Below are 20770 nucleotides of genomic sequence, written 5' to 3' on the forward strand. Positions count from 1 at the left end.
TAATTAAAAATGTTTTAGACTAAAAGTACTAAAAGGCACCTTCCTGTCCGGAAGGCACCTCTTTTAATTCAATGAACAGATTGGCATATACTATTTATCATCATTTTTATCATTTCCTCAACCAGAGTCGGAACTTCTTCAAAGGCACTAACAATATGAAGCCTTTCTGTTCGTTTATGGGCATCCTTTCCAAACGGACCGACATTTAGGACAGGTGCACGAAGCTGGGTCATAGCATCAAAAGGTATACAGTAACTGCTTCCCCAAACTGGTGTATTTTCTTTAAATGCAGTCCACCCTTCCCCTTCATCATGATAGTTAACATAACTTAAGTCACTGATTCCATTAAAATAATGAACCTGTTTAACAGGTAAATTAAATTTTTCTTGACCTATCTCCCTAACAAATTGCACACATCTTTTAACGATGTCATCATCTGATGAATTAACCGCCGGATAATAAGGTGGTGCATAGAGTAAGACGATTGCTGGAGCAAGCTCCTGACATTCAATCATCAGACTGTCTGCTATTCGTATTGATTTTTCACGGTCATCCCAACTAGGATTTGCCTGAACTTGGTCCTTTATTTCCTCCAAAAAATTCAATCCGAATTTCTTGATTACATGTGTTTGTAGATCCTCATAACGCAAAACACGTACTTCCCCAACTGGCTTCACAGAGTGCTTCAAACAAACCTCTTTATACGCCTGATTGCAAGCTTCTGCAGCATCGTTGGCAACCTTTTCAAAAATCTCCATGATTTCGTCTGCAGTCCGTTTCATTAAAAACACATTATATAATGCTGCAGAACGATAAGGTGTTTGAACAGAGTATTCCAATCGTAAATCTTTTTGCAGAAGGGTAACGGGAAGTGGTGTTGTTTCTCCCTTCACCTTTTCTTGAAGACTTAAATTCCACTCCATCCTCTGAGTCAAAAATGAAGCAATATATGGTGCAGTAATGCCACTAAGGGGTTCGCCAACATGTGTTTCTTTTCCATAAAAGAGCGATGAGGGCATAATTTTCCCAATGGACCCAGAATACACATAAAAACTTCTATCACCAGGTTCTTGTGAAAATACCGGCTCTCCATTCAGGAAAAGTTTAAAGCTGAGATTATGTTGGTCTTTTAATTCAAGTAGTTTCGTAACCGCTGCACGCATACCCGAAGAATTAACCTCTTCATCGGGGACTGTTAGCAAAAGAAGATTAATTGGCCATTTCTCTACTGAGGCTTTTTCTAATAATCCCATGTGCATGGCCAGCCCCATCTTCATGTCCATTGTACCCCGGCCAAATAAATATTCACCAGATAGAAGGTCATTTTGGGCATCCTCATGAAGTTCATCAATTCTATTTAATAGTAATTTCGTCAATACTTCTGGCTGATAGGCATATTCCTCAAGGTCCCCATACTCTTCCGTGTTTACCGTATCAAAATGACTGAGTAATACAATCGTTTCCTTTGCATCACACTTATACAACCCGGTCAAGAACCGTCTACCCAAATCAGCCTCAAACAGGCCCAAATGGCCGGGATTTTCTTGAAAATACTCTAGCTCCTGAAGTTTCGCCTGAACCTTGCCTGGAAACTCTCGCTCACCTTCGGTTAACGTCATACTTTTCCAACTTACCAATTCACACAATAAACTCCGCAGCCTATCCGGTGTTCCCCACCTAAGATGTTCCATAATCCTTTCCCCTTTACCAATCAAATATTCCCTAAATGCGTGTCCGCCTGAGGGGTGGAAGTGTCCACGGGTGGTGGCTGTCACCCATATTTGTCACCCATATTATCCTTTGATATTCGTTTCTGAGTTTGCTTTAGTTTGTTTGTTTTTGATGTAGTAGGATAGATAGCAAATTACTAGGAATCCTAGTCCAATCAGTAGCCCTATTAATTGGGTTGGGTCAAAGGCTAGGAATATAAGAATAGACACGCAAAAAACGATACATACCAACGGGATTAAAGGATATAATGGGACTTTATATTGTAAGTCCTCTAATTTCCCACCGCCCTGCAAATATTTACGCCGGAACATTAACTGCGACAGAGCAATACCAATCCAGGAAATGGTTACAGATATTCCGGCAACAGACATCAAGAGAACGAATACTGTATCTGCGGCAATAACGCTTGTCAATAGTGATAATAGGGAGAATACCATCGTAAAGATTAAAGCTGTAAATGGGACCTTTCGTTTGGAAAGTTTCCCAAACCGTTTCGGTGCCATCCCCTCATGAGCCATAGCCCACAAAAGACGGGTCGACGCGTAGATGCAAGAGTTCCCTACAGATAATATCGCTGTCAGAATCACAAAGTTCATTATATCTGGTGCAAATGGAATTCCAGCCAATTCCATTAAAGTAACGAATGGACTTTCTAGTAAACCGAGTTCCTCGGTTGGAAAAATTGCTGATAAGATAATTATAGAGGCCAAATAAAAGACAATGATCCTAAATAACACGTTGCGAATGGCACGAGGGATATTCTTAGAAGGTTCCTCGCTCTCTCCGGCAGCAATCCCGATTAATTCAGATCCTTGATAGGAAAAGATCACATTCATCATCGTGACAAAAAGAATAGCAATCCCAGCCGGGAATAAACCAGATGGAGCTAGATTTTCTAATAGTGGAGCAGGTCTGTCTTCAAGAGGAATAATACCAAAAATGGCTCCAGCACCTATAATGATAAAAAAGATGACAGCAATTACCTTAATACCCGCAAACCAGTATTCTGCCTCGGCGAAACCTCTTGTTGTTAAAGCATTAATCCCGAATAACAACAATATAAACAACGCACACCATACCCAGACGGAAACATCTGGGAACCACCTCTGCATCAGAATACCTGCCGCGGTAAATTCAACACCAGCTGTAGTAGCGGACCCGATAAAATACATCCATCCTAAAGAAAACCCGGCAGAAGGACTAATGAATTTACTGGCATACGTTTGAAAAGAACCTGTTACAGGCATATAGACAGCGAGCTCTCCTAGGCAGACCATAACCAGGTACAAAATGATACCGCCAAACAGATAACCGACTAGAGCACCGCCGGCACCTGATTGATTAATTGTATAACCGGCATTTAAAAACAATCCCGTTCCAATAACTCCCCCTAATGAAAGCATAAATAAATGCCTGCGCTTCATGGAACGATTTAATTGATTTTCCTGACTTACCTGATTCATTGTTTCCATTCCCTCTCCCACCCCTCTTAAAATAGCTTTAACCCTTTTTTAATTAAAAGCGTAGTGACAAGCAGCTTAATCCGCCATCCTGTTTACGGAATTCAGACATTTCAAGTTCAATAGTGTGGAAGCCGGCCGTATTAATTTTTTGTTTTGTTATTGGATAACCTGCAGGGATGATGACATAGTCATTCACACGGATACAATTTGCAGCGTATTCCTCTTCAGGTGGAACAACTATTTTTTGATATTGGATAAACTCCGGATGATTAATAAATTCTCCTGCGACTACAATCGTTTGATTTCCTAAATAAGCTATACCTGTTTTTAAATGAAAGAATTTATCTAACTCAACAATTGTTCCTTTGTAACCTTCCAATTCAAGGATAGTTTTTAATTGCATCGCACCATCATGGTTAGTTCTGGCTGAAATTCCTATATAAAAATGGTCCTCAATCTGCAGGATATCTCCTCCATCAAGAGTTCCTGGAGCCATAATAGTATAAATAGTTTCATAGAAAGACTTGAGTATAGGTTCCATTTCATGGATCTCTCCATTGCGGGAAAGTGCCCCAGGATTCGAAATCACAGCGAAATTAGGTGTCAATACCGCTGTATCTTCCACGAAAGTAGAATCCGGAAATTCTATATTACTAGGAAGGATCGTTACCGTTGTTCCGCATTTTTTCAACGCCTCTATATAGGCCTGGTGTTGTTCTAATGCTAGTTCGAAGTTAGGTCTTCCTAAGTCAGAAGTGGTTAAGCCATTAACATAGCTTTCACTTGGGATTTTTACAATTGTATTGTTAAACATCACATTATTCTGCTTTTTTACCCTCTCACTACTGGACATGTTAGACATGTTGGTCCCCCCGTTCCTAAATAAGAAATTTCATTTCCCTCATATTCATAAACAGTTGCGCCGGCTTCAAGTAATTGCTCCTTTGTTGATGGGTTCCCTGAAACCATTACGCAGACTCTTGGTGCTAACGCAAGAACATTGCAGCCAAGACGGTGATACTCGTCATCGGGTACTTCTATTAATTGAAAACCTCGCTTAATTAACAGCTGCCGAAGAAATACCGGCATAAGCCTTGAATAAACCACTGCCAGGTTCTCGTCGACGATACTAATAATTGACATGAGATGAAGACATTCTTCTTCCCCCTGGTCGTGAGGCAATTGAACAACAATGAACTCGTCTACCAACTCTTTTGTCATTTCCTGGATTTGTCTAATGGCCTCGTCATTCGTCCGATAACCGCGGCCAATCAATAACGTACGATCATCGAGCCAGACAATGTCTCCTCCATCCGCCATCGCGTCCCCTGTTAGTTCGCCTATTATAGGAATTTTCTTTTCTAGTAAAAATTGTTTATAAGCCTCAGCCTCTGGTTGTCTTAATTTTTTCCCAGATTTTAAAATAATTGCCCCATGTTTCGTAAATTTTACGGGATCGTGGGCATAAAGCGAGTCTAATCCAACAATCTCTAAAGCTGGTAAAAATTCAATTTCAGCCACATGTTCCTTAATAATCGAATGAAACTGTTCAAATTCATCTTGTGCCTTAATGAAATTCGGTTCATTAATGTAGTTAAACCTTTTCCATTCATTCCCTAAATGCTCTTGACTGATAAAAGCATCCTTTGGATGTTTTAAAATCACCTTGTTAAGATTTTTGAACATCGATGATAACAAGTTTTTTTACCTCCTTTTCCGTATAGTGGAAAACTTTTTCTTTTAATGGAAACTTATAATATGATATTATTAAAATTAGAAATACTTGTCAATGAATTTTGAATTTACTGAAAAATTAATTATTCCTTTCTATACGTAGTTGATAAACATAATGATTGGGGTTGAATAAATTGCAGACAATTGACCGAGCTATGCAAGTAATTAAAGTTCTAGCGCAAAGCGATACTAAAAATTGGTTCTCGATTACAGATTTATCAAAGGAGTGTGACTTGCCTGTAAGCACCATGCATCGTCTTCTACAATCCATGATCAAACATGGATTAATTCAGCAGGATCCGAATCTAAAACTCTATTCAATGGGGTATTCCTGGCTGGAATATGGCTTAAAAATGTATGATACCTTTGATTTTGTCGGGCTGATCCGCCCTGAAATGGAGTCATTAATGCATCAAGTGGAGGAGAGTGTTTATTTCAGTAAGCCTATTGGCTTGGAAGCTTTAGTGGTCGAAAGAATTGATTGCCCGCATAATCCAATCCGGATTTATGACCAGTTGGGAATTAGAATCCCAATGAATATCGGGGCTGCGAATAAAGTCATGCTGGCCCATATGAATAGGGACGAGGCTTTAAAAATCATAAGTGAGTTAGTACCGAAAGAAGAAATGGATTCGTTTTTACAACAGCTAAACACCATTCAGCAAACAGGTTTTGGAGAAAGCCACGGAGAAAAAACCAAAGGCACCTCCTCTGTCGCAGCTCCCATATTCAATCACTCCAACGAATTAATAGGAGCATTAAGTATTGGTTACGTTGACATCAACCAAACAGATGAAAAAAAACAGTTATTAATTGAAAAAGTTCTCCAATACGGCTTGCGCATATCAGCAAAACTAGGCAATAAACTTTATATCCATACGAAAAAAAACATTAAGGAAATATAAATAAAGCCAAAGTGAAAACTCATCACTTGGAGTGAATCTTTTAAGTATACGGCAGGTAATTGGCAGCCCAACTTAACACTAATATTTTTAATTCGCCACAGACTTGGCAAAGCACCCATATGCGGGTGCCTTTTTTTCTATGGTTCAATTTTTCTAGTTACTTTGTTATCCACACTAGCGAATTCCGTTCCATATTTGCCTGAAGACCCAGCTTGGTGTCGAGACGTTTCCGCTTGATTAGCACGTATTTCAGCCTCTGATGAACGACTGTTCTTTTTGTTATCTGCCATTTACAATCACCTCCAAATATTAATGTAACCAATAATTTCAAGTTTATCTTAGTATAATAATCACACTTAGTTCACATATATAGTTAAATCTAATACTCGTTTTTAAAAAGCAAAAAAGAGAGAGCATCAGCTCCCTCAAATGGCTTTGTTTTGTTGCAAATTGACAGGTATGACGGCATCTTTTAGCTCTATTTCGAGCTCCTCTTTATAAAAAGCTGTCTGTTTCTTATTCCAATTAAATTTTTTCTCCATAAATGACAGTACCTCATCCTTCCAAGTACGGACCCAGTTGATATTGAAAAATAGGGCACCTGTACGGCGAATGAAGAAATCCGCAGGTGTTGCTGCCATTTCATGCTCAATGGAGTACATTAGTTGCGCATAAACGATTTTCGTTAATTTTGTGTTTTCTAACACCTCGAATGTTTTAGCGTAATGGAAAATTTCATTCACATTTGAACCGTACATTTGGACCTTCTTCCTTGGTGAATCCTGCCTCCATTGCTTCTTGTTCTTTAAGGGAAATATATTCGTGAAACCCTTTAGAACCTCCGACTTTGCCGCCTGAAATAGGATATGTTTTTGTTTTTGATTCTTTAAAAAATTGCCCATTTTCCCCAAGGCGTTTTGAAATAAGGTCCACGACTGACTCTGCCATCTTCCGGTATCCGGTCAATTTGCCTCCCGCAATTGTAATGAGTCCGCTTTCTCCTTCCCATATTTCATCTTTACGTGATATCTCAGAAGGGTCCTTTCCTTCTTCGTATATTAATGGGCGGACGCCTGCCCAGCTCGATTCTATGTCTTTGTGTGTAACCTTTACCTCCGGAAACATAAAATGTATGGCATTCAATATATATTCACGGTCTTCCTCAAGCATTTTGGGACGAGTCGCGTCCTCACCAAAAAATGTATCTGTGGTTCCTACATAGGTTTTGCCGTCACGGGGTATTGCGAACACCATCCGTCCATCTGGAGTGTCAAAATATACGGCTTGGCGCAGCGGGAAGACAGCCTGATCGATAACAATATGTACACCTTTTGTCAAACGGAGCTGTTTGTTATTCCTTGAGTAATCCTTTTTACGAATATGCTCAACCCAGGGACCACCCGCATTTACCACTTTTTTCGTAGTGATGTTTACTACCTTGTTTGTACGAATATCCTTTGCCTTGACGCCGATTATCACTTCATTGTGATAAATAAACTCCTCAGCTTTTACATAGTTTATTAAATTTGCTCCATTTTCGTAGGCAGCCTTTATGACTTCAATGGTTAATCGGGCATCATCTGTACGGTATTCAACATAATACCCTCCACCCTTGAGTTCTTCTTTTTTTATAAGCGGTTCTTTCGAAATGGTTTCATCCCGTGAAAGCATGCGTCTGCGTTCAGACTTTTTCACGCCAGCTAAATAATCGTAAACGCGTAAACCGATAGATGTACTCAAAGGACCGAATGTCCCGCCTTTATGGAGGGGAAGAAGCATCCATTCAGGCTTGGTAACATGTGGGCCATTTTCGTAGACGATTGCCCGTTCTTTACCTACTTCTGCAACCAAACCAACTTGAAATTGCTTTAAGTATCGTAATCCTCCATGAACTAGCTTGGTTGAACGGCTTGACGTACCTGCCGCAAAGTCCTGCATGTCAATGAGAGCAACCTTCATTCCTCGAAGGGAGGCATCCAAAGCGATTCCTGCCCCCGTGATGCCGCCGCCAATAATAAGCAGGTCATACTGTTCTTCCGATATGATGTTAAGCTGCTCTTCTCTTTTTAACGCTGAAAATTTCATTTATGGTTCCTCCTATGTGAATCATCGAATTAGCAACCCGAAAAAAAAGAGACCAAAACGTGCATTATAGCAGATGCTATAACTGGCGTTTTGGTCTCTCCAAATCTCGAACCGTCTTATATTAACTTACTATTATTATAACTTATAATTTCATCGTAGAAAAGGTGAAAATTCATTATTTTGAAAATACTGTCAAACTGCCACTATACGCCGCTAAAATGCTCCCAAATTTCCTTGTTGGAAGTGGTGATGGACTCCGCCCCTGCATCTAGTACATTTTGGGCATCTTCCACGGTTCGGATAAGCCCTCCTGCAATAATTTTCGTATGTGTTCGATCTTTTATTTCTTGTATCATGTATGGGATTACCCCCGGGAGTACTTCAACATAGTCTGGTTTTGCTTTTTGAATAATCGAGTAACTTTTTTCAAGAGCATAGGAATCTAATAAAAACATCCGCTGTATGGCTAAAACGCCCTTTTGTTTCGCTTTAGCAATTGCACTGGACTTTGTTGAAATAATCCCTATAGGCTTGTATTCCTGGCAAATAAATTCCGTCCCATATTCGTCATTTTTCAAACCTTGGATGAGATCCAAATGGTATATCATTTTTTTTCCATGCTGATTAGCCAACCGTGCAATATTCTTTAGTTGAGCAATGTGAACATCTAAGAATAATCCTATTTCATAGTCACTTCTTAGGAATTTTTCGAAATCCTTTAAAGAAGTCGAAGCCGGTAAGATTTTATGCATGACTGCCCCTTCCATTCGTATGATTGTTGATTTATTTAAATGCCATTGATGCCTTCACTGCTTTTTTCCAACCTGTGTAAAGATCTTTGCGCGTTTCTTCAGCCAGACTAGGTTCGAAGCAACTGTCAATGGACCACTGATTATTTTTCTACCATTATTTTAACCTCCCATAATCTTTAAAGTGAAAGCAAATCTAGTTATTTCTCCATTCAGCTTTATTATATCTTCAAAAATTGGCAGTTTATATTATGGGAAAAGCCTAATGGTCTTTATTGGTAAACATTATATTCATAGATTTGATGCTTTAAGCTGATTACGCTTTCCCATATCGACCATATTATTGGATACCTCAATGACTCCCTCAATCCTCTGAACTCCAATTAGGACATCATCTAATCCTTTTCTTGTTTTCACCTTTATTTTTATACAAACTTGATAATCTGAGTCTTTTAAGATAGATGTATTTATTTTTAAAATATTGATATTGTGTCCTCCTAAGAATGATGTAATTTTTCCAAGCACACCTGGTTTATCCTCCACAAGGAGATCTATATCCCATCTTGATCTTCTTATAAGCCGCTCCTCAATACGCGGGATAATGGTTAATACCAGAAGTACGAGTGTTGTAGTTGCCATGGCCATGAAATAATTTCCGGAACCAACTGCCAATCCAATTCCCATTGCTACCCAAAGTGAAGCCGAAGTAGTTAGCCCAGACACAACTAAATTTGGTCTCACCAATATAGAACCTGCTGCCAAAAAACCGATGCCATTTATGACTTGTGCGGCTAAACGTGATGGGTCATAACGGACGTTTGGATGGTTTATCCATTCCAAAAAACCATAAATAGACAGGAGCATTAACAAACAGCTTCCCAATGATACCAACAGATGTGTTTTTAACCCTGCTGTTTTATTTGAATACTCTCTTTCCCAGCCAATCATGCACCCAAGCAGGGCAGATAACCCAAGGCGCTTCACAAACAGGAGATCGTTTGGGTTAAAATTGTAATTTATAAAATCCATTTACTTCACCTTATTTCATTTTATAGGGCCCTTCTTTATGAGGCTGTAACATTACTTTTATAAATGAATGGGATTGCCTAATTATTTATTCATTTTTGTTACTGTTTCCAAATATCTGTCAGGGAAATTTGTGCAGATATAAATTTCCTTCGAAATCCCGATAACTTTTTCCATCGTTGCAGTATCATTAACTGTCCAGGTAACGATATCAATATGATTCTTCTTCAATCTTTCCACTAATTCAAAAGTCAGGAAATTAACGTTAATTGAAAGAATAGTAGCCCCGCAATCCAACAATTGTTCCTTTAACAATACAGGATTTCCCTCGATGATTAAACCTGTCCTTATTTCCGTCTCTATGCTTTTAATATTTTTTATGACTTCGTGGTCAAACGAGGTCAAACATACTGCTTTTTCTAAATCGTATTTCTTAACCAAGTCAATAATAGTATGTTCATACCCTTTGTATCGGCCGCCAGCTGTTTTTAACTCGATATTTACAAAACAGTCTTTGTTCCTCAATAATTTCAATACCTCTTCCAAACTCGGTATTTTCTCTCCGGCATATTGATTTGAAAACCAGCTGCCAGCGTCCAATTCCTTTAATTCATGAAACGTTTTATCCTTAACAAACCCGAAACCATTCGTTGTCCGTTCTAACGAAAAGTCGTGGATAATCACTGGAATTCCATCTTTGGATAGCTGGACATCCAATTCAATTGAAGTAACATAATCCAATTCCAACGCCTTTTCAAAAGCGATCAACGTATTTTCGGGTGCTATCCCCGAAAAACCCCTGTGAGCCATACACAATGGCATAAAAACCCCTCCATATTTATAAATGCAAAAGCAGTGCTATTTCATAACGAAATTCACTGCTTTCTTTTTTGCTATTTCTATTTTTTCATTCCAAATCTAGTGCTCATTTAGGACCTTTACTTTATGCCCACCACATCTCAGTTAATTGCTCTTTAAACAGGATACCCTGCAGAGCCAAAATCGCTTTATTTAGACCCTCATCGATAGAAGCAAGCTTATCTTCATGTTCAATGGAGAGAACATAGTCATATCCTACAGTACGAAGGGCACTGACCATATCCTTCCATATTTTTTCATCATGCCCGTATCCTACTGAACGGAATGACCATGAGCGATCCAGGATATTGCCATAATGTTTCGTATCTAAAACACCGTTTTTTCTAATGTTTGCCTGATCCATATAAGTGTCTTTTGCATGGAAGTGGAAGATGGCTTTTTCACGACCAAGAATTTTAATGGCTTCAACCGGGTCAATTCCCTGCCAAAACAAGTGGCTTGGGTCAAAGTTTGCTCCAATGTTTTCACCTGCATAATCTCTTAATTCGAGCAAAGTTTCCGGATTGTAGACCACGAAACCAGGATGCATTTCAAGAGCAATTTGATTAATTCCATGAAGTTTAGCGAATTTCGCCTCCTCTTTCCAATAAGGAATAACCACCTCGTTCCATTGCCAGTTAAGAACATCTGCATACTCCCTCGGCCATGAACATGTAACCCAATTAGGATTCATGGCTCCCTCATAATCACCTGGACAGCCGGAAAAGCCATTTACAACAGGGACACTCAAACGTTCCGCCAACAAAACGGTTTGTCTCCATACATCGTGAGAAGCTTTAGCCATTTTTTTATCTGGGTGTAAAGGATTTCCATGACAACTCAATCCGCTAATCATTAAACCCCTGCTTTCGATTGCACGCAGGAAAGACCTTATTTTTTCAGGAGATGAGAGCAATTCATCCGGATTACAGTGTTGATTGCCGGGATAATTCCCGGTTCCCAATTCCACTGCCTCCACTCCCATGTCCGCCAATTTATCCAACATCACTTCAAAAGGCAGATTCTGATATAGAACCGTAAATACCCCTAGTTTCATGCATATACCTCCTTTGAAGTCTGAACCTTCACCCATTTTTGATGCTCGTTACTTTCCAAGATGGCATTTGTGATACACATAGAATTGTGGCCGTCTTTAAATGTTGCAAAATTTGGCTTGTCTGATTTCAGGCTCTTGCCATCGCGAACAAAAGAGTAGAAATTCCGCATCATATTCTTTAGTGCATCTGGCCAGCCCTCATTGTGTCCGCCGGGGTGATGAATTTGTGACCTTGCTTCTACCGTAAACAGGGAAGGATCCGCCAATAGAGTTTCATTCGCTCGATCCCTATGTCCAATCCATAATTTTTCAGGTTCTTCCTGATTCCAGAAAACGGAGCATTCGCTGCCATTGATTTCAAAGCTTAATCTATTTTTCCGGCCAGCGCTAACTTGGGAGACGGTAAAGACTCCTCTTCCACCATCTTCAAACCTGACAAGAACGGATGCATAATCTTCTGTATGGATTGGAACTTCTTCATATTCTTGTTCATCTGAAGTTTGTGTACTAAAAGTAGCAATCGCATTTTTGGCTTTCTTTCTGACAGGAACCACGGTTGCCAAATCGGCAAAAACTTCCACAATCCGCTTTCCAGTTACAAATTGGACCGTATCACACCAATGGGAACCAATGTCGGCAATTGCCCGGGATTTACCACCCACTTCCGGGGCAAGACGCCAGTTAAAGTCTGTTTCATACAATAACCAATCTTGAAGATAGCTGCCATGGACAAGGTTCACCTTTCCAAGGTCCCCGTTTGCAATTTTTGCTTGTAAGTTTTGGACAGTCGCATACTGTCTATAATTAAAATTCACTCCATGGGCAACACCATGTTTCTCTGCCAGCTCCAGCAATTCTGCTGACTCTTGAATATTCATCGCCAACGGTTTCTCAGAAATGACATGCTTGCCTGCCAAAATAATTTCCTTATTTATCATAAAATGCACATGATTTGGCGTACAATTGTGCACAACCTGAATCTCGCTGTCTTTCAGCATTTCACGATAATCACCAAAAGCTTTTGGAATGGCAAACTCAGCTGCTTTTTTTTTCGCCATTTCCATACTCGTTTCCGCCAAACCTACTACTTCCACAAAACCAAGCCTTCTAATAGCCTCAATGTGAGTAGGTCCAATAAACCCTGTTCCGATAATTCCAACTTTTATTTTCTCCATTATTTATCTCTCCCACTGAACAGTTATTATCCCTTCACAGAACCTGCCGTAATCCCTTCAATGAACTTTCTTTGGAAAATAATATAAACAACAATAATCGGTACAATTGAAATACTTACACCTGCAGCGATTAAGGATTGATCAGCAGTATATTCACCAAAGAAATACATCAATCCAAGTGGCAAAGTCCGGTAAGCATCATCATAAACAAACAATAGCGGCAACAAGAAATCATTCCAGGCCCACATAAACTCAAAAACAAATAAAGAGGTGATTGCCGGCACCATCAAAGGAAGGTATACGCGGAAAAAGGTTTGAAACTCGTTACATCCGTCAATTTTGGCAGAGTCCATAAGCTCATCCTGAAGATCTTTAAAGAATGCCCGCATCATAAATATGGCAAAAGGCATTGAAAGACCGAAATTCGGAATAATCATGGCCCAAAAGGTATTGATAAGCCCCATACCTTGGATGTTGTAATATAACGGAATAATCATCGCCTGAATCGGCACCATTAAACCAAGTAAAAACAAGTAAAAGAGTGCATTTTTGCCGGGAAATTTCAACTTCCCGAAAGAATAACCTGCAAGAGTGGCCAAGATTAAGATTACGATCCCCCTTAAGCTTGGGCTATTTTTTGTGTGTTTTTTAAGAATGTAATAGACTCTAGCAATGACTTTTCCGCTTCACCACTTAAACCACATTCATAAGACAAAAACCCTTTATATTGGATGTTATTCAAAAGAGCAAGAGGTTCGGCAAAATCTGTGTGGCCTTTTCCCGGTTCCAGCCTGTTACTGTCTGCCAAATGGTAATAACCTATATAAGGATGATACAAAGATATTGCCTCTTCTATTTTTGATTCCTCAATGGACATGTGAAAAAAGTCTGCCATTACTTTTATCTTGTCACTGCCGACTTCCTTCGCGAGTGAAACAGCTTGGGAAACGGTGTTTAACATATGATCTTCGTACCGGTTCAAGGGTTCTAGGAAAAAATTAACATTAAATTTTTCAGCATCCTCTGCAATTCTTGTTAAGGAATCCAGCAAGGCTTTTCGATCCCCTTCCACACCTCTAGGAGGATGAAAAGGCGGCAATTTTCTTGAAAACATCCCGTAAGCTGCTGGGGCAATTAAGCCTTGCGCACCAATCTCAGCGGTATATTGCAATGATGATTTGATGCCTTGGACGGCTTCGAGTCGATTCGTTTCATCAAAATCCCCAATCCAATGGTTATAACCTCCGCAAACTGCACTTGCCTGAATTCCTGTTGCATGTGAAGCATGAAGAATTGAACGTGAAGTCTCTTTAGTTAATGGGCCTTCAAAATGGGTAATTTCCACTCCATCAAAGCCAAGGCTTAAAGCCACCTCAAAAATCTCCTGATAATTTTTTAATCCGGTTAACTTATCCTGCAAGGCAAATTTCACTATTTTTCCTCCTGTTCATTAAAACTTAACTCCCAGCTTTACGCTTTGATCTGGAAACAAATCTACATTTCTTTCATATCCTGACGCAGATTCTTCAAAAGGAACCACCGGATCTACGATGCCTTCACAATTAAGCATTCCTTCCGACAACATTTTCCAGCAAGCTTCTTCAATACGTCTCCAGCTCCAACGGGGGTAATCCGGATTGGGCTCACTACATGCTCTGGAGAATACAATTTTGGCATTATTAAAATGGGCTTCTCTGCCAAGATCCAAACCACCTTTAAACGGACGAGCCCAGCCAACATATGCGATGGTACCTCCGTATGCCAATCCTCTTAACGACTGCTGAAGGGCAAATTCATTCGCACTTGTTTCGATGACAACATCGACACCTAATTTATTGGTTGCTTTCTTTAATTCCAAGCCTACATCCTGTTTGAGGGGATCGAAGGCTTCATCTGCACCAGTATGTAATGCAACTTGACGGCGTTTTTCAATAGGGTCAACAACTGCAACATAGCTAGCTCCTGCTAATTTGGCCATTTGTGCTGCCAACTGCCCAATAGCACCCAACCCTATAATAGCAACACGATCTCCTGTCCTAACATGGGCGTCTCTGATTCCTCCCAATGCAAACTGGGCGGGGTCAAAACACACGGCACTTTTCCAAGACATCTCTTCTGGCATTTTTAATAGGTAAAAGTTATTTACTGCATTAACAATATGGGTCTCTCTGATTCCGCCATAACCGCAAACCCTGTCCCCAACCTTGTAATCGACAACCTCTGAGCCTACTTCAGTGATGATGCCTACCCATTGGTTTCCTAGATTCCAATTTCCGAAATTAACGCCCTTTTTATCGGTTTCGGGACGTGGTAAAAAGGTGTGCCAAGATTCATCATAATACTCATCCATGTGTGGACTTTCTCCTCTAAAACCCGCCAGCTCCGAACCGTGCTTCGGTGAAGCGAAATCTACCTGAACCCTCACTTCATTTGCATTTATTGTGCGATCCTCACATTCCAAGATAGCTGCCTTATGCGGTGCCACCGCGACTAATTGTTTTATCATATTGATCCTCCTCAATTTTCTTTTTACTTTTACTATAGAAAAGGGGTTACCCTATTGTTTAACAACCGGAGTATTGCTGTTCCATTTTGTATTCATATTTCTATATTGGGTAGGTGATATGCCCACATAATTCTTAAATAATCTAGTAAACCCCGGGACTACTGTAAAACCAACCTCATATGCGATTTCAGTTACTGTCATCTCGGTCGACCTTAATAATTTTTTGGCACGGTCAATTTTTAGTTCCCGCTGTATTTGAATAGGAGATTTGCCAAACAATTCTTTAAAGCGATTACTTATATAGGTTGGGTGCAGATGAAACTGATTAGATAATTCTTTTAATGAAACTTCCTTTTCGGGATTTTTTACAATTTGGGTTAGCATAGAAATGAATCCCTTCGAATGATCCTGTTCAAAGACTTTTTCCTGAGATCTCATAATGTTTTCGAGCAGCAAGTATAGAATTTCATAGGATTTCGCTTTTTTTAAGATGGTTTTAATTAAAAAATCTTGAGAATCTGTAATTTCCACAAAATCTACAAAAACCCGCTCAAATATTTCAGGTTTTTGTAGTTTAAAAGTGATTGGGAGGTTAAATATTTTCATTACATCTAAAGCACTGCCGATTTCGTAAGTGAAATGGCACCATAAAAATATGGTTTCATCTTTTGTTTCTTTGTAATGGTCATGCTCAATATGGGGAGGAATGATGACGACGGTCCCAGGTGCTAAAGGATATACTTCATCCCTAATTCTTAGCTTTGCTTCCCCTTTCTTTATATAGGACATGACATAACTGGGAAGGGTACGGTTAAAAGTTTGCATTTCATTTCTTTCATGAATATTAAATTCCACTATTGAGAGTTCTGCACTTTGCAAAAGATAATCCATTATTGGATGCAATGATCATTCCCCCTTAAATTCATCCGTTACAACCTTTAAAAATGCTTGTTTCACTTTTTTTGTCTCTATGAAAAGGTTTACATTATTCATTATATGGACCTTTCAAAAAAATTAACAGACTTGTAATAAAGTGATATTTAACTGTTTTACAGGTGGTAAAATATAGAAAATTCCACCGTGTGTTATTAGTATTTTAGGAGTTAAGAAGGATACCACAGAAAAAAGAGAAAAAAGCACTCGTTGCGTTATCGCATCAAATGCTTTGAATTAAACTGCACCATGCTTATAAATTGGATATACCAAATTTTCTTCCTTTTATTTTATATTTTTTCCGAATATCGGATTATTCCCTTCATTACATTCATCTTACGATAATCATTCATTATGGTCGGTATATCTTCCAACCTGAAATAGTGACTTAACAAAGGTTTAATTTGTATCTTACCCTGTTGAACTAACGAGATGGCTTGGCCATGTGTATTTGGATTGACAAAAGATCCTTTTAAGTTTAACTCTTTCGAAAAAATATCAAATGGACTTATTTCAATTTTCATATCCGGTGCTGCTACACCAAACAATAAAATATTGCCGCCTTTTTTCGCCATTTTTACAGCCTGTTCCATACTTTCTTTTCTACCCACACACTCAATAACGATATCAAAGCATATTAAATGTTGAGAGAGTTCTTCCGGGGTGATTACTTCATCACCGCCTAATTGGATGGCAAGTTCATGTTTCGTTTTATCAGGTTCACTTACTACAATTGGAAATGCTCCATACATTTTTGCCATTTGCAACATCATTAATCCGATATATCCGCCCCCTACTATTAACACAGAGGCACCTGGCCATATTTTTATTTGAGAAAACCCATGCAATACACACCCAAGCGGTTCAATCATGGCCCCTTCTTCAAATGAAATCCCATCCGGTATAATATAACAGTTACTAGAAGGAACAGCACAGTACTCTCCCATTCCTCCATCTCTAGTAACTCCAATTGCTTGGAGATTTTCACAAAGATGTTGACGATTCCCTCGACAATACTCACATTCACCACAATATATATTCGGGTCTATCGAGACACGGTCACCTAATTTAAACTTAGTTACCTTTTCGCCGAGTCTTGCAATTTCACCAGATAATTCATGACCTAACACGATCGGATATTCTACAGGTGCAGACCCAGGTTGCCCATGATATATATGCTGATCAGTACCACAAATACCACAGGCTTTAACATTTATGATTACTTCATTTTCTAATGGAGATGGAATGGAAAGTTCCTTAATTTCCATCTCCATTTTTTTCGTTAATACGGCTGCCCTCATTGTCTATTTACCCCAATAGTATGATTAAGAGCATGAAACATAGTCCGTTCTGCGAGCGTAGATATTTTAATGACACGGTCCATGCCTACTAAAGTTGTAATGGTATCATTTAAAGGAGAAATCCATTGCTTAGGTAATTTAGAAGCTCCATTCATTACTCCAAGGATAGAACCCACTGTAGCACCATTACAATCCGTATCCCACCCTGCCATAACTGCTATTGTTATACCTTTATGGAAGTCGCCTTTACTATATAGTAAGGCCATCGTTACTATTGCAGCATTATTTATTGTGTGAACTGCATTGTAGTCCCCATAGTATTCCTGAATTTTTTGGAAGCATTCTTCCCATTTTTCAAATTGGTGGGACCACTGAATAACTTGGTTAATCATTTTGGCTAAACGTGATGAAGGAGGGATAAACGATAACCCCTGATTAATGATTTCCCCTACATTGTTCCTGACAAAAGCTTCAGAAATCATGGCCGATACCCATAATTCACCATACAGTCCATTACTGGTGTGTGATAGCTTCGCATCGCGGTATGCCATTTCAGCCGCTGCTTGGGGATTTCCTGGATTTACCCATCCCCAAAGATCAGCCCTTATTTGTGCACCGATCCATTCTCTATATGGATTACGATAATTAGCGGTATCAGGGGGTATTTTTCCCAATATAAAATTTCTATAGGCAACACGTTCAGCTGTATAAACTAGTCTATACGGCATAGTTAGCAACCACATTTGAGCAACATCTTCTGTGGTAAAAGCGGAACCATGTTTATCAAGTACTTGAAGATTTAAGATAGGATAATCCATATCATCATCACGAGGAGTTCCGTCTACTCGATTTTTTACAGCGGTTTCAGAATCTTCCTTAAATTTATAGCCCTCAGGCATTGGTTCTAGGGCAGGAATATAATCGTTAAGAGGAAAGGAATTCGTTAGCTTAAGGTAGGAACAAACTTTTTCATAAGGCCAAAGTTCAACTGGTTTTCCAAGTGTACACCCCGCACTACGTCCTAACCATCCTCCATAAATTTTATCAAACAGATCTTCCTTAGATAAGTCTATTAGAGGATCTACAAAGACTCCTGAAGAAGGAGGCAGTATATGTCTTAATTCCTCAGGATGATTTTCTAATTCTTCTTGATTGGTCAATTGTAAAAGCTGTTCATAAATTGGTACCAGTTCTTTTTCATCCTCTTTGTTATATACTAATTCTTTTTCAAGGATTGCGAAGAAGACTTCTCTTTTGCTGCACCCTTTAGAAAAAAGCCATTCATCAAATTGCTTTCTTAAGTTACCAACTTCACAACCTTCTTCTTGCTTCTGTTGCAACTCATAATCTATAATTACCGGTAATAATGAATACATAGGAATTAGTCCTTTCTGTTCATATAAATAATTTTTAAAGTTTATTATTCTTAAAATCTAATGAGAATTTATTTAAACTTGATGAAAGTTAAAACTTGACACCACCTTCCTGCAACCCTGCTACGAACTTTCTCGTCATAAAAAGGAATAAAAGAATCATTGGAATAACACTTATTACTCCGCCAGCTGCCATAAGTGCCCAGTTTGTACTATATTTGCTTCCAAAGCTTAAATACTGAGCTGACACCGTTCTAACTTCCTCTATTTGTAATAAAGCATTTGCCAAAAAGAATTCATTCCAAGTTCCAAGTGTAGAGAAGATCATCACGATTATAAAAGCGGGTTTACTGAGCGGTACAATGATTTTAAAGAAAGCTTGCAATGAATTGCACCCATCCACTTTTGCGGACTCTACCAACTCTTTTGGAATCCCAATCATATAAGCCCGAAGTAAAAATACATTAAAGGCAAAACCCCCGCCAACATAAGGGATAATGACACCCATGTAAGTATTTATTAGCCCAAATTTCACAGCCATAAAGAACAAAGGTATAAACCCGACAGGCAAACTCATAGAAATAAACAAATAGCCCATAAGCCAATTAGAACCAGGAGTTTGCAAATGGGAAAGACCGTATGCTGCTAATCCTGAAAGAATCGCAACTAAAATAACGGTTGTTCCCGTAATAATGATTGTGTTAATATAAGCCACACTATAATTCCCTTGAATCCATGCATTGCTATAGTTTTCGAATGTCCAAACCGATGGCAGCCCCATTGGGTTTGTAATAATTTCGGACTTTGTTTTAAAGGAATTAATAAGAAGCAGGTACATTGGAAATAGAGAATATATGCTCACTAAAATTAAAGGAATATGACGCCAATTAATTTTTGGTATTGACATTTATACATCCCATCCCTTCTTTTTTCTAATATATGCAAATGCAATAATGATAAAGATTGCAATAAACGTCTGGAACAAGGCAACAGCTGAGGCATATCCAGCCCGCCTGCCGGTAGTACTTAATGAATAGTAATAAGTAGATAATGTTTCCGTAGAATGAGCTGGTCCGCCTGCCGTCATAACGTAAACCATTTCAAATGCTCCAAAAGATCCTAAAATCGTTAATAGAGTAATAACTGTTAATGTTGGTCGTAATTGTGGGAGGAAAACATGCCTCAAAATTTGGTAGCGATTAGCACCTTCTATTTTCGCAGCCTCTTCCAAAGATTTATCCGTTTGAGTCATAGCGGCTAATAACCAAATGACATTTGTACCAAAACCCTTCCACATATCAGCAAATAAGACTGAAAATAATGCAATAGCAGGAATGGTAAGACCGGGCACTTCTAAAAATCCTAAACCTGCTTTATCCAAATAAAAATTAATACCGCTGAACGGATTATAAATCCAAAACCAAATTTGACCTGCTACTGTTACGGTAATAATGGAAGTAGAAAAATAAGTTGCTTGATAAAGTGTTTGTCCTTTATTTACTTTTCTCAACAAATACGCAACCAAAAATGCAAAGATAAGGGGAATGGTGATCCAGAAAAGAGTCCATTTTATATTATTAAAAAGTGCTGTAAAAACGACACTGTCTTGGAATGCTTCAATAAAGTTTGCTATGCCTATAAACTTTGGGGTATTCAGTCCGTTCCATTCTGTGAATGGCAAATATAATGACATGACGGCAGGAATGGTCACGGCTAAAATATGAACCAAAAGACCAGGCAAAATAAAAAACCATCCCACCCAATTTCGTTTCCTATTCTGTTTCTTGTGTACGTTTGAATCTATAATGACAGAACTAGAAGTTTTTAAATTCGTATTTATCGTTTGCATAACCTGTACTCCTTTCTGAAAGTGG

General features: G+C 38.9%; 19 protein-coding genes and 1 pseudogene. 1 reads left to right on the forward strand and 19 read right to left on the reverse strand.

What is annotated here, in order from left to right:
* Positions 1–68 precede the first annotated feature (68 nt).
* From ACIQAA_RS25825 to ACIQAA_RS25840, 4 genes are all read right to left on the reverse strand, one after another.
* On the reverse strand, positions 69–1691 hold the full coding sequence (locus tag ACIQAA_RS25825; protein WP_402625575.1) for a M20/M25/M40 family metallo-hydrolase: 1623 nt from the start codon (positions 1689–1691) through the stop codon (positions 69–71).
* A 102-nt stretch (positions 1692–1793) separates the two neighbouring features.
* Entirely contained in the window at positions 1794–3203 is a 1410-nt protein-coding gene (locus ACIQAA_RS25830) for an amino acid permease (protein ID WP_402625578.1), read from the reverse strand.
* Positions 3204–3246: 43 nt separating this feature from the next.
* Positions 3247–4056 (reverse strand): dimethylarginine dimethylaminohydrolase family protein, encoded by an 810-nt coding sequence (locus ACIQAA_RS25835; protein WP_402625580.1) that lies wholly within the window; start codon positions 4054–4056, stop codon positions 3247–3249.
* Entirely contained in the window at positions 4026–4880 is an 855-nt protein-coding gene (locus ACIQAA_RS25840; protein WP_402625675.1) for a dimethylarginine dimethylaminohydrolase family protein, read from the reverse strand. The genes ACIQAA_RS25835 and ACIQAA_RS25840 overlap by 31 nt, the downstream gene beginning before the upstream one ends.
* 182 nt (positions 4881–5062) lie before the next feature.
* Between ACIQAA_RS25840 and ACIQAA_RS25845 the strand changes: the two genes are divergently transcribed.
* The gene (locus ACIQAA_RS25845) at positions 5063–5833 is read left to right on the forward strand and encodes an IclR family transcriptional regulator (RefSeq protein WP_402625582.1); all 771 of its coding nucleotides are present in this window, start codon (positions 5063–5065) and stop codon (positions 5831–5833) included.
* 137 nt (positions 5834–5970) lie between these two features.
* On the opposite strand, the gene ACIQAA_RS25850 is transcribed toward ACIQAA_RS25845, so the two are convergent.
* From ACIQAA_RS25850 to ACIQAA_RS25920, 15 genes and pseudogenes are all read right to left on the reverse strand, one after another.
* On the reverse strand, positions 5971–6123 hold the full coding sequence (locus ACIQAA_RS25850; protein WP_402625584.1) for a hypothetical protein: 153 nt from the start codon (positions 6121–6123) through the stop codon (positions 5971–5973).
* A gap of 135 nt (positions 6124–6258) precedes the next feature.
* Positions 6259–7918 (reverse strand): annotated as a pseudogene (locus ACIQAA_RS25855) (glycerol-3-phosphate dehydrogenase/oxidase).
* A gap of 203 nt (positions 7919–8121) precedes the next feature.
* The gene (locus ACIQAA_RS25860; RefSeq protein ID WP_402625586.1) at positions 8122–8670 is read right to left on the reverse strand and encodes a glycerol-3-phosphate responsive antiterminator; all 549 of its coding nucleotides are present in this window, start codon (positions 8668–8670) and stop codon (positions 8122–8124) included.
* 288 nt (positions 8671–8958) lie between these two features.
* On the reverse strand, positions 8959–9696 hold the full coding sequence (locus ACIQAA_RS25865) for an MgtC/SapB family protein (protein ID WP_402625588.1): 738 nt from the start codon (positions 9694–9696) through the stop codon (positions 8959–8961).
* Positions 9697–9777: 81 nt separating this feature from the next.
* Positions 9778–10515 (reverse strand): glycerophosphodiester phosphodiesterase, encoded by a 738-nt coding sequence (locus ACIQAA_RS25870; RefSeq protein WP_402625590.1) that lies wholly within the window; start codon positions 10513–10515, stop codon positions 9778–9780.
* 121 nt (positions 10516–10636) lie between these two features.
* Positions 10637–11608 (reverse strand): sugar phosphate isomerase/epimerase family protein, encoded by a 972-nt coding sequence (locus ACIQAA_RS25875; RefSeq protein ID WP_402625592.1) that lies wholly within the window; start codon positions 11606–11608, stop codon positions 10637–10639.
* Positions 11605–12783, reverse strand: a complete 1179-nt coding sequence (locus ACIQAA_RS25880) for a Gfo/Idh/MocA family protein (RefSeq protein ID WP_402625594.1) — start codon at positions 12781–12783, stop codon at positions 11605–11607. Before ACIQAA_RS25880 ends, ACIQAA_RS25875 begins: the two co-directional genes overlap by 4 nt.
* A 26-nt stretch (positions 12784–12809) precedes the next feature.
* Entirely contained in the window at positions 12810–13382 is a 573-nt protein-coding gene (locus ACIQAA_RS25885) for a carbohydrate ABC transporter permease (RefSeq protein WP_402625596.1), read from the reverse strand.
* A gap of 20 nt (positions 13383–13402) precedes the next feature.
* Positions 13403–14215, reverse strand: a complete 813-nt coding sequence (locus ACIQAA_RS25890; RefSeq protein WP_402625598.1) for a sugar phosphate isomerase/epimerase family protein — start codon at positions 14213–14215, stop codon at positions 13403–13405.
* An 18-nt stretch (positions 14216–14233) separates the two neighbouring features.
* Positions 14234–15286: a zinc-dependent alcohol dehydrogenase gene (locus ACIQAA_RS25895; RefSeq protein WP_402625676.1), complete on the reverse strand. Its 1053-nt coding sequence runs from the start codon at positions 15284–15286 to the stop codon at positions 14234–14236.
* Positions 15287–15340: 54 nt separating this feature from the next.
* A complete protein-coding gene (locus ACIQAA_RS25900) occupies positions 15341–16192 on the reverse strand; it encodes a helix-turn-helix domain-containing protein (protein ID WP_402625600.1) in 852 nt (283 codons plus the stop codon).
* 320 nt (positions 16193–16512) lie between these two features.
* Positions 16513–17523: a zinc-dependent alcohol dehydrogenase family protein gene (locus tag ACIQAA_RS25905; RefSeq protein ID WP_402625602.1), complete on the reverse strand. Its 1011-nt coding sequence runs from the start codon at positions 17521–17523 to the stop codon at positions 16513–16515.
* Positions 17520–18899, reverse strand: a complete 1380-nt coding sequence (locus tag ACIQAA_RS25910) for an ADP-ribosylglycohydrolase family protein (RefSeq protein ID WP_402625604.1) — start codon at positions 18897–18899, stop codon at positions 17520–17522. The genes ACIQAA_RS25905 and ACIQAA_RS25910 overlap by 4 nt, the downstream gene beginning before the upstream one ends.
* Positions 18900–18987: 88 nt before the next feature.
* The gene (locus tag ACIQAA_RS25915; RefSeq protein WP_283864811.1) at positions 18988–19803 is read right to left on the reverse strand and encodes a carbohydrate ABC transporter permease; all 816 of its coding nucleotides are present in this window, start codon (positions 19801–19803) and stop codon (positions 18988–18990) included.
* On the reverse strand, positions 19804–20745 hold the full coding sequence (locus ACIQAA_RS25920; protein ID WP_402625607.1) for a carbohydrate ABC transporter permease: 942 nt from the start codon (positions 20743–20745) through the stop codon (positions 19804–19806). It lies immediately after the preceding gene.
* Between the last annotated feature and the right edge of the window lie 25 nt (positions 20746–20770).

This window comes from Neobacillus sp. NPDC093182, from assembly GCF_044754045.1.

Excerpts from the sequence above, each read along its gene's own strand:
- ACIQAA_RS25825 (WP_402625575.1), bottom strand. The coding sequence starts at position 1,691 with ATGGAACATCTTAGGTGGGGAACACCGGATAGGCTGCGGAGTTTATTG.
- ACIQAA_RS25830 (WP_402625578.1), bottom strand. The coding sequence starts at position 3,203 with ATGGAAACAATGAATCAGGTAAGTCAGGAAAATCAATTAAATCGTTCC.
- ACIQAA_RS25835 (WP_402625580.1), bottom strand. The coding sequence starts at position 4,056 with ATGTCTAACATGTCCAGTAGTGAGAGGGTAAAAAAGCAGAATAATGTG.
- ACIQAA_RS25840 (WP_402625675.1), bottom strand. The coding sequence starts at position 4,880 with ATGTTCAAAAATCTTAACAAGGTGATTTTAAAACATCCAAAGGATGCT.
- ACIQAA_RS25850 (WP_402625584.1), bottom strand. The coding sequence starts at position 6,123 with ATGGCAGATAACAAAAAGAACAGTCGTTCATCAGAGGCTGAAATACGT.
- ACIQAA_RS25860 (WP_402625586.1), bottom strand. The coding sequence starts at position 8,670 with ATGCATAAAATCTTACCGGCTTCGACTTCTTTAAAGGATTTCGAAAAA.
- ACIQAA_RS25865 (WP_402625588.1), bottom strand. The coding sequence starts at position 9,696 with ATGGATTTTATAAATTACAATTTTAACCCAAACGATCTCCTGTTTGTG.
- ACIQAA_RS25870 (WP_402625590.1), bottom strand. The coding sequence starts at position 10,515 with ATGCCATTGTGTATGGCTCACAGGGGTTTTTCGGGGATAGCACCCGAA.
- ACIQAA_RS25875 (WP_402625592.1), bottom strand. The coding sequence starts at position 11,608 with ATGAAACTAGGGGTATTTACGGTTCTATATCAGAATCTGCCTTTTGAA.
- ACIQAA_RS25880 (WP_402625594.1), bottom strand. The coding sequence starts at position 12,783 with ATGGAGAAAATAAAAGTTGGAATTATCGGAACAGGGTTTATTGGACCT.
- ACIQAA_RS25905 (WP_402625602.1), bottom strand. The coding sequence starts at position 17,523 with ATGAGGGCAGCCGTATTAACGAAAAAAATGGAGATGGAAATTAAGGAA.
- ACIQAA_RS25910 (WP_402625604.1), bottom strand. The coding sequence starts at position 18,899 with ATGTATTCATTATTACCGGTAATTATAGATTATGAGTTGCAACAGAAG.
- ACIQAA_RS25915 (WP_283864811.1), bottom strand. The coding sequence starts at position 19,803 with ATGTCAATACCAAAAATTAATTGGCGTCATATTCCTTTAATTTTAGTG.
- ACIQAA_RS25920 (WP_402625607.1), bottom strand. The coding sequence starts at position 20,745 with ATGCAAACGATAAATACGAATTTAAAAACTTCTAGTTCTGTCATTATA.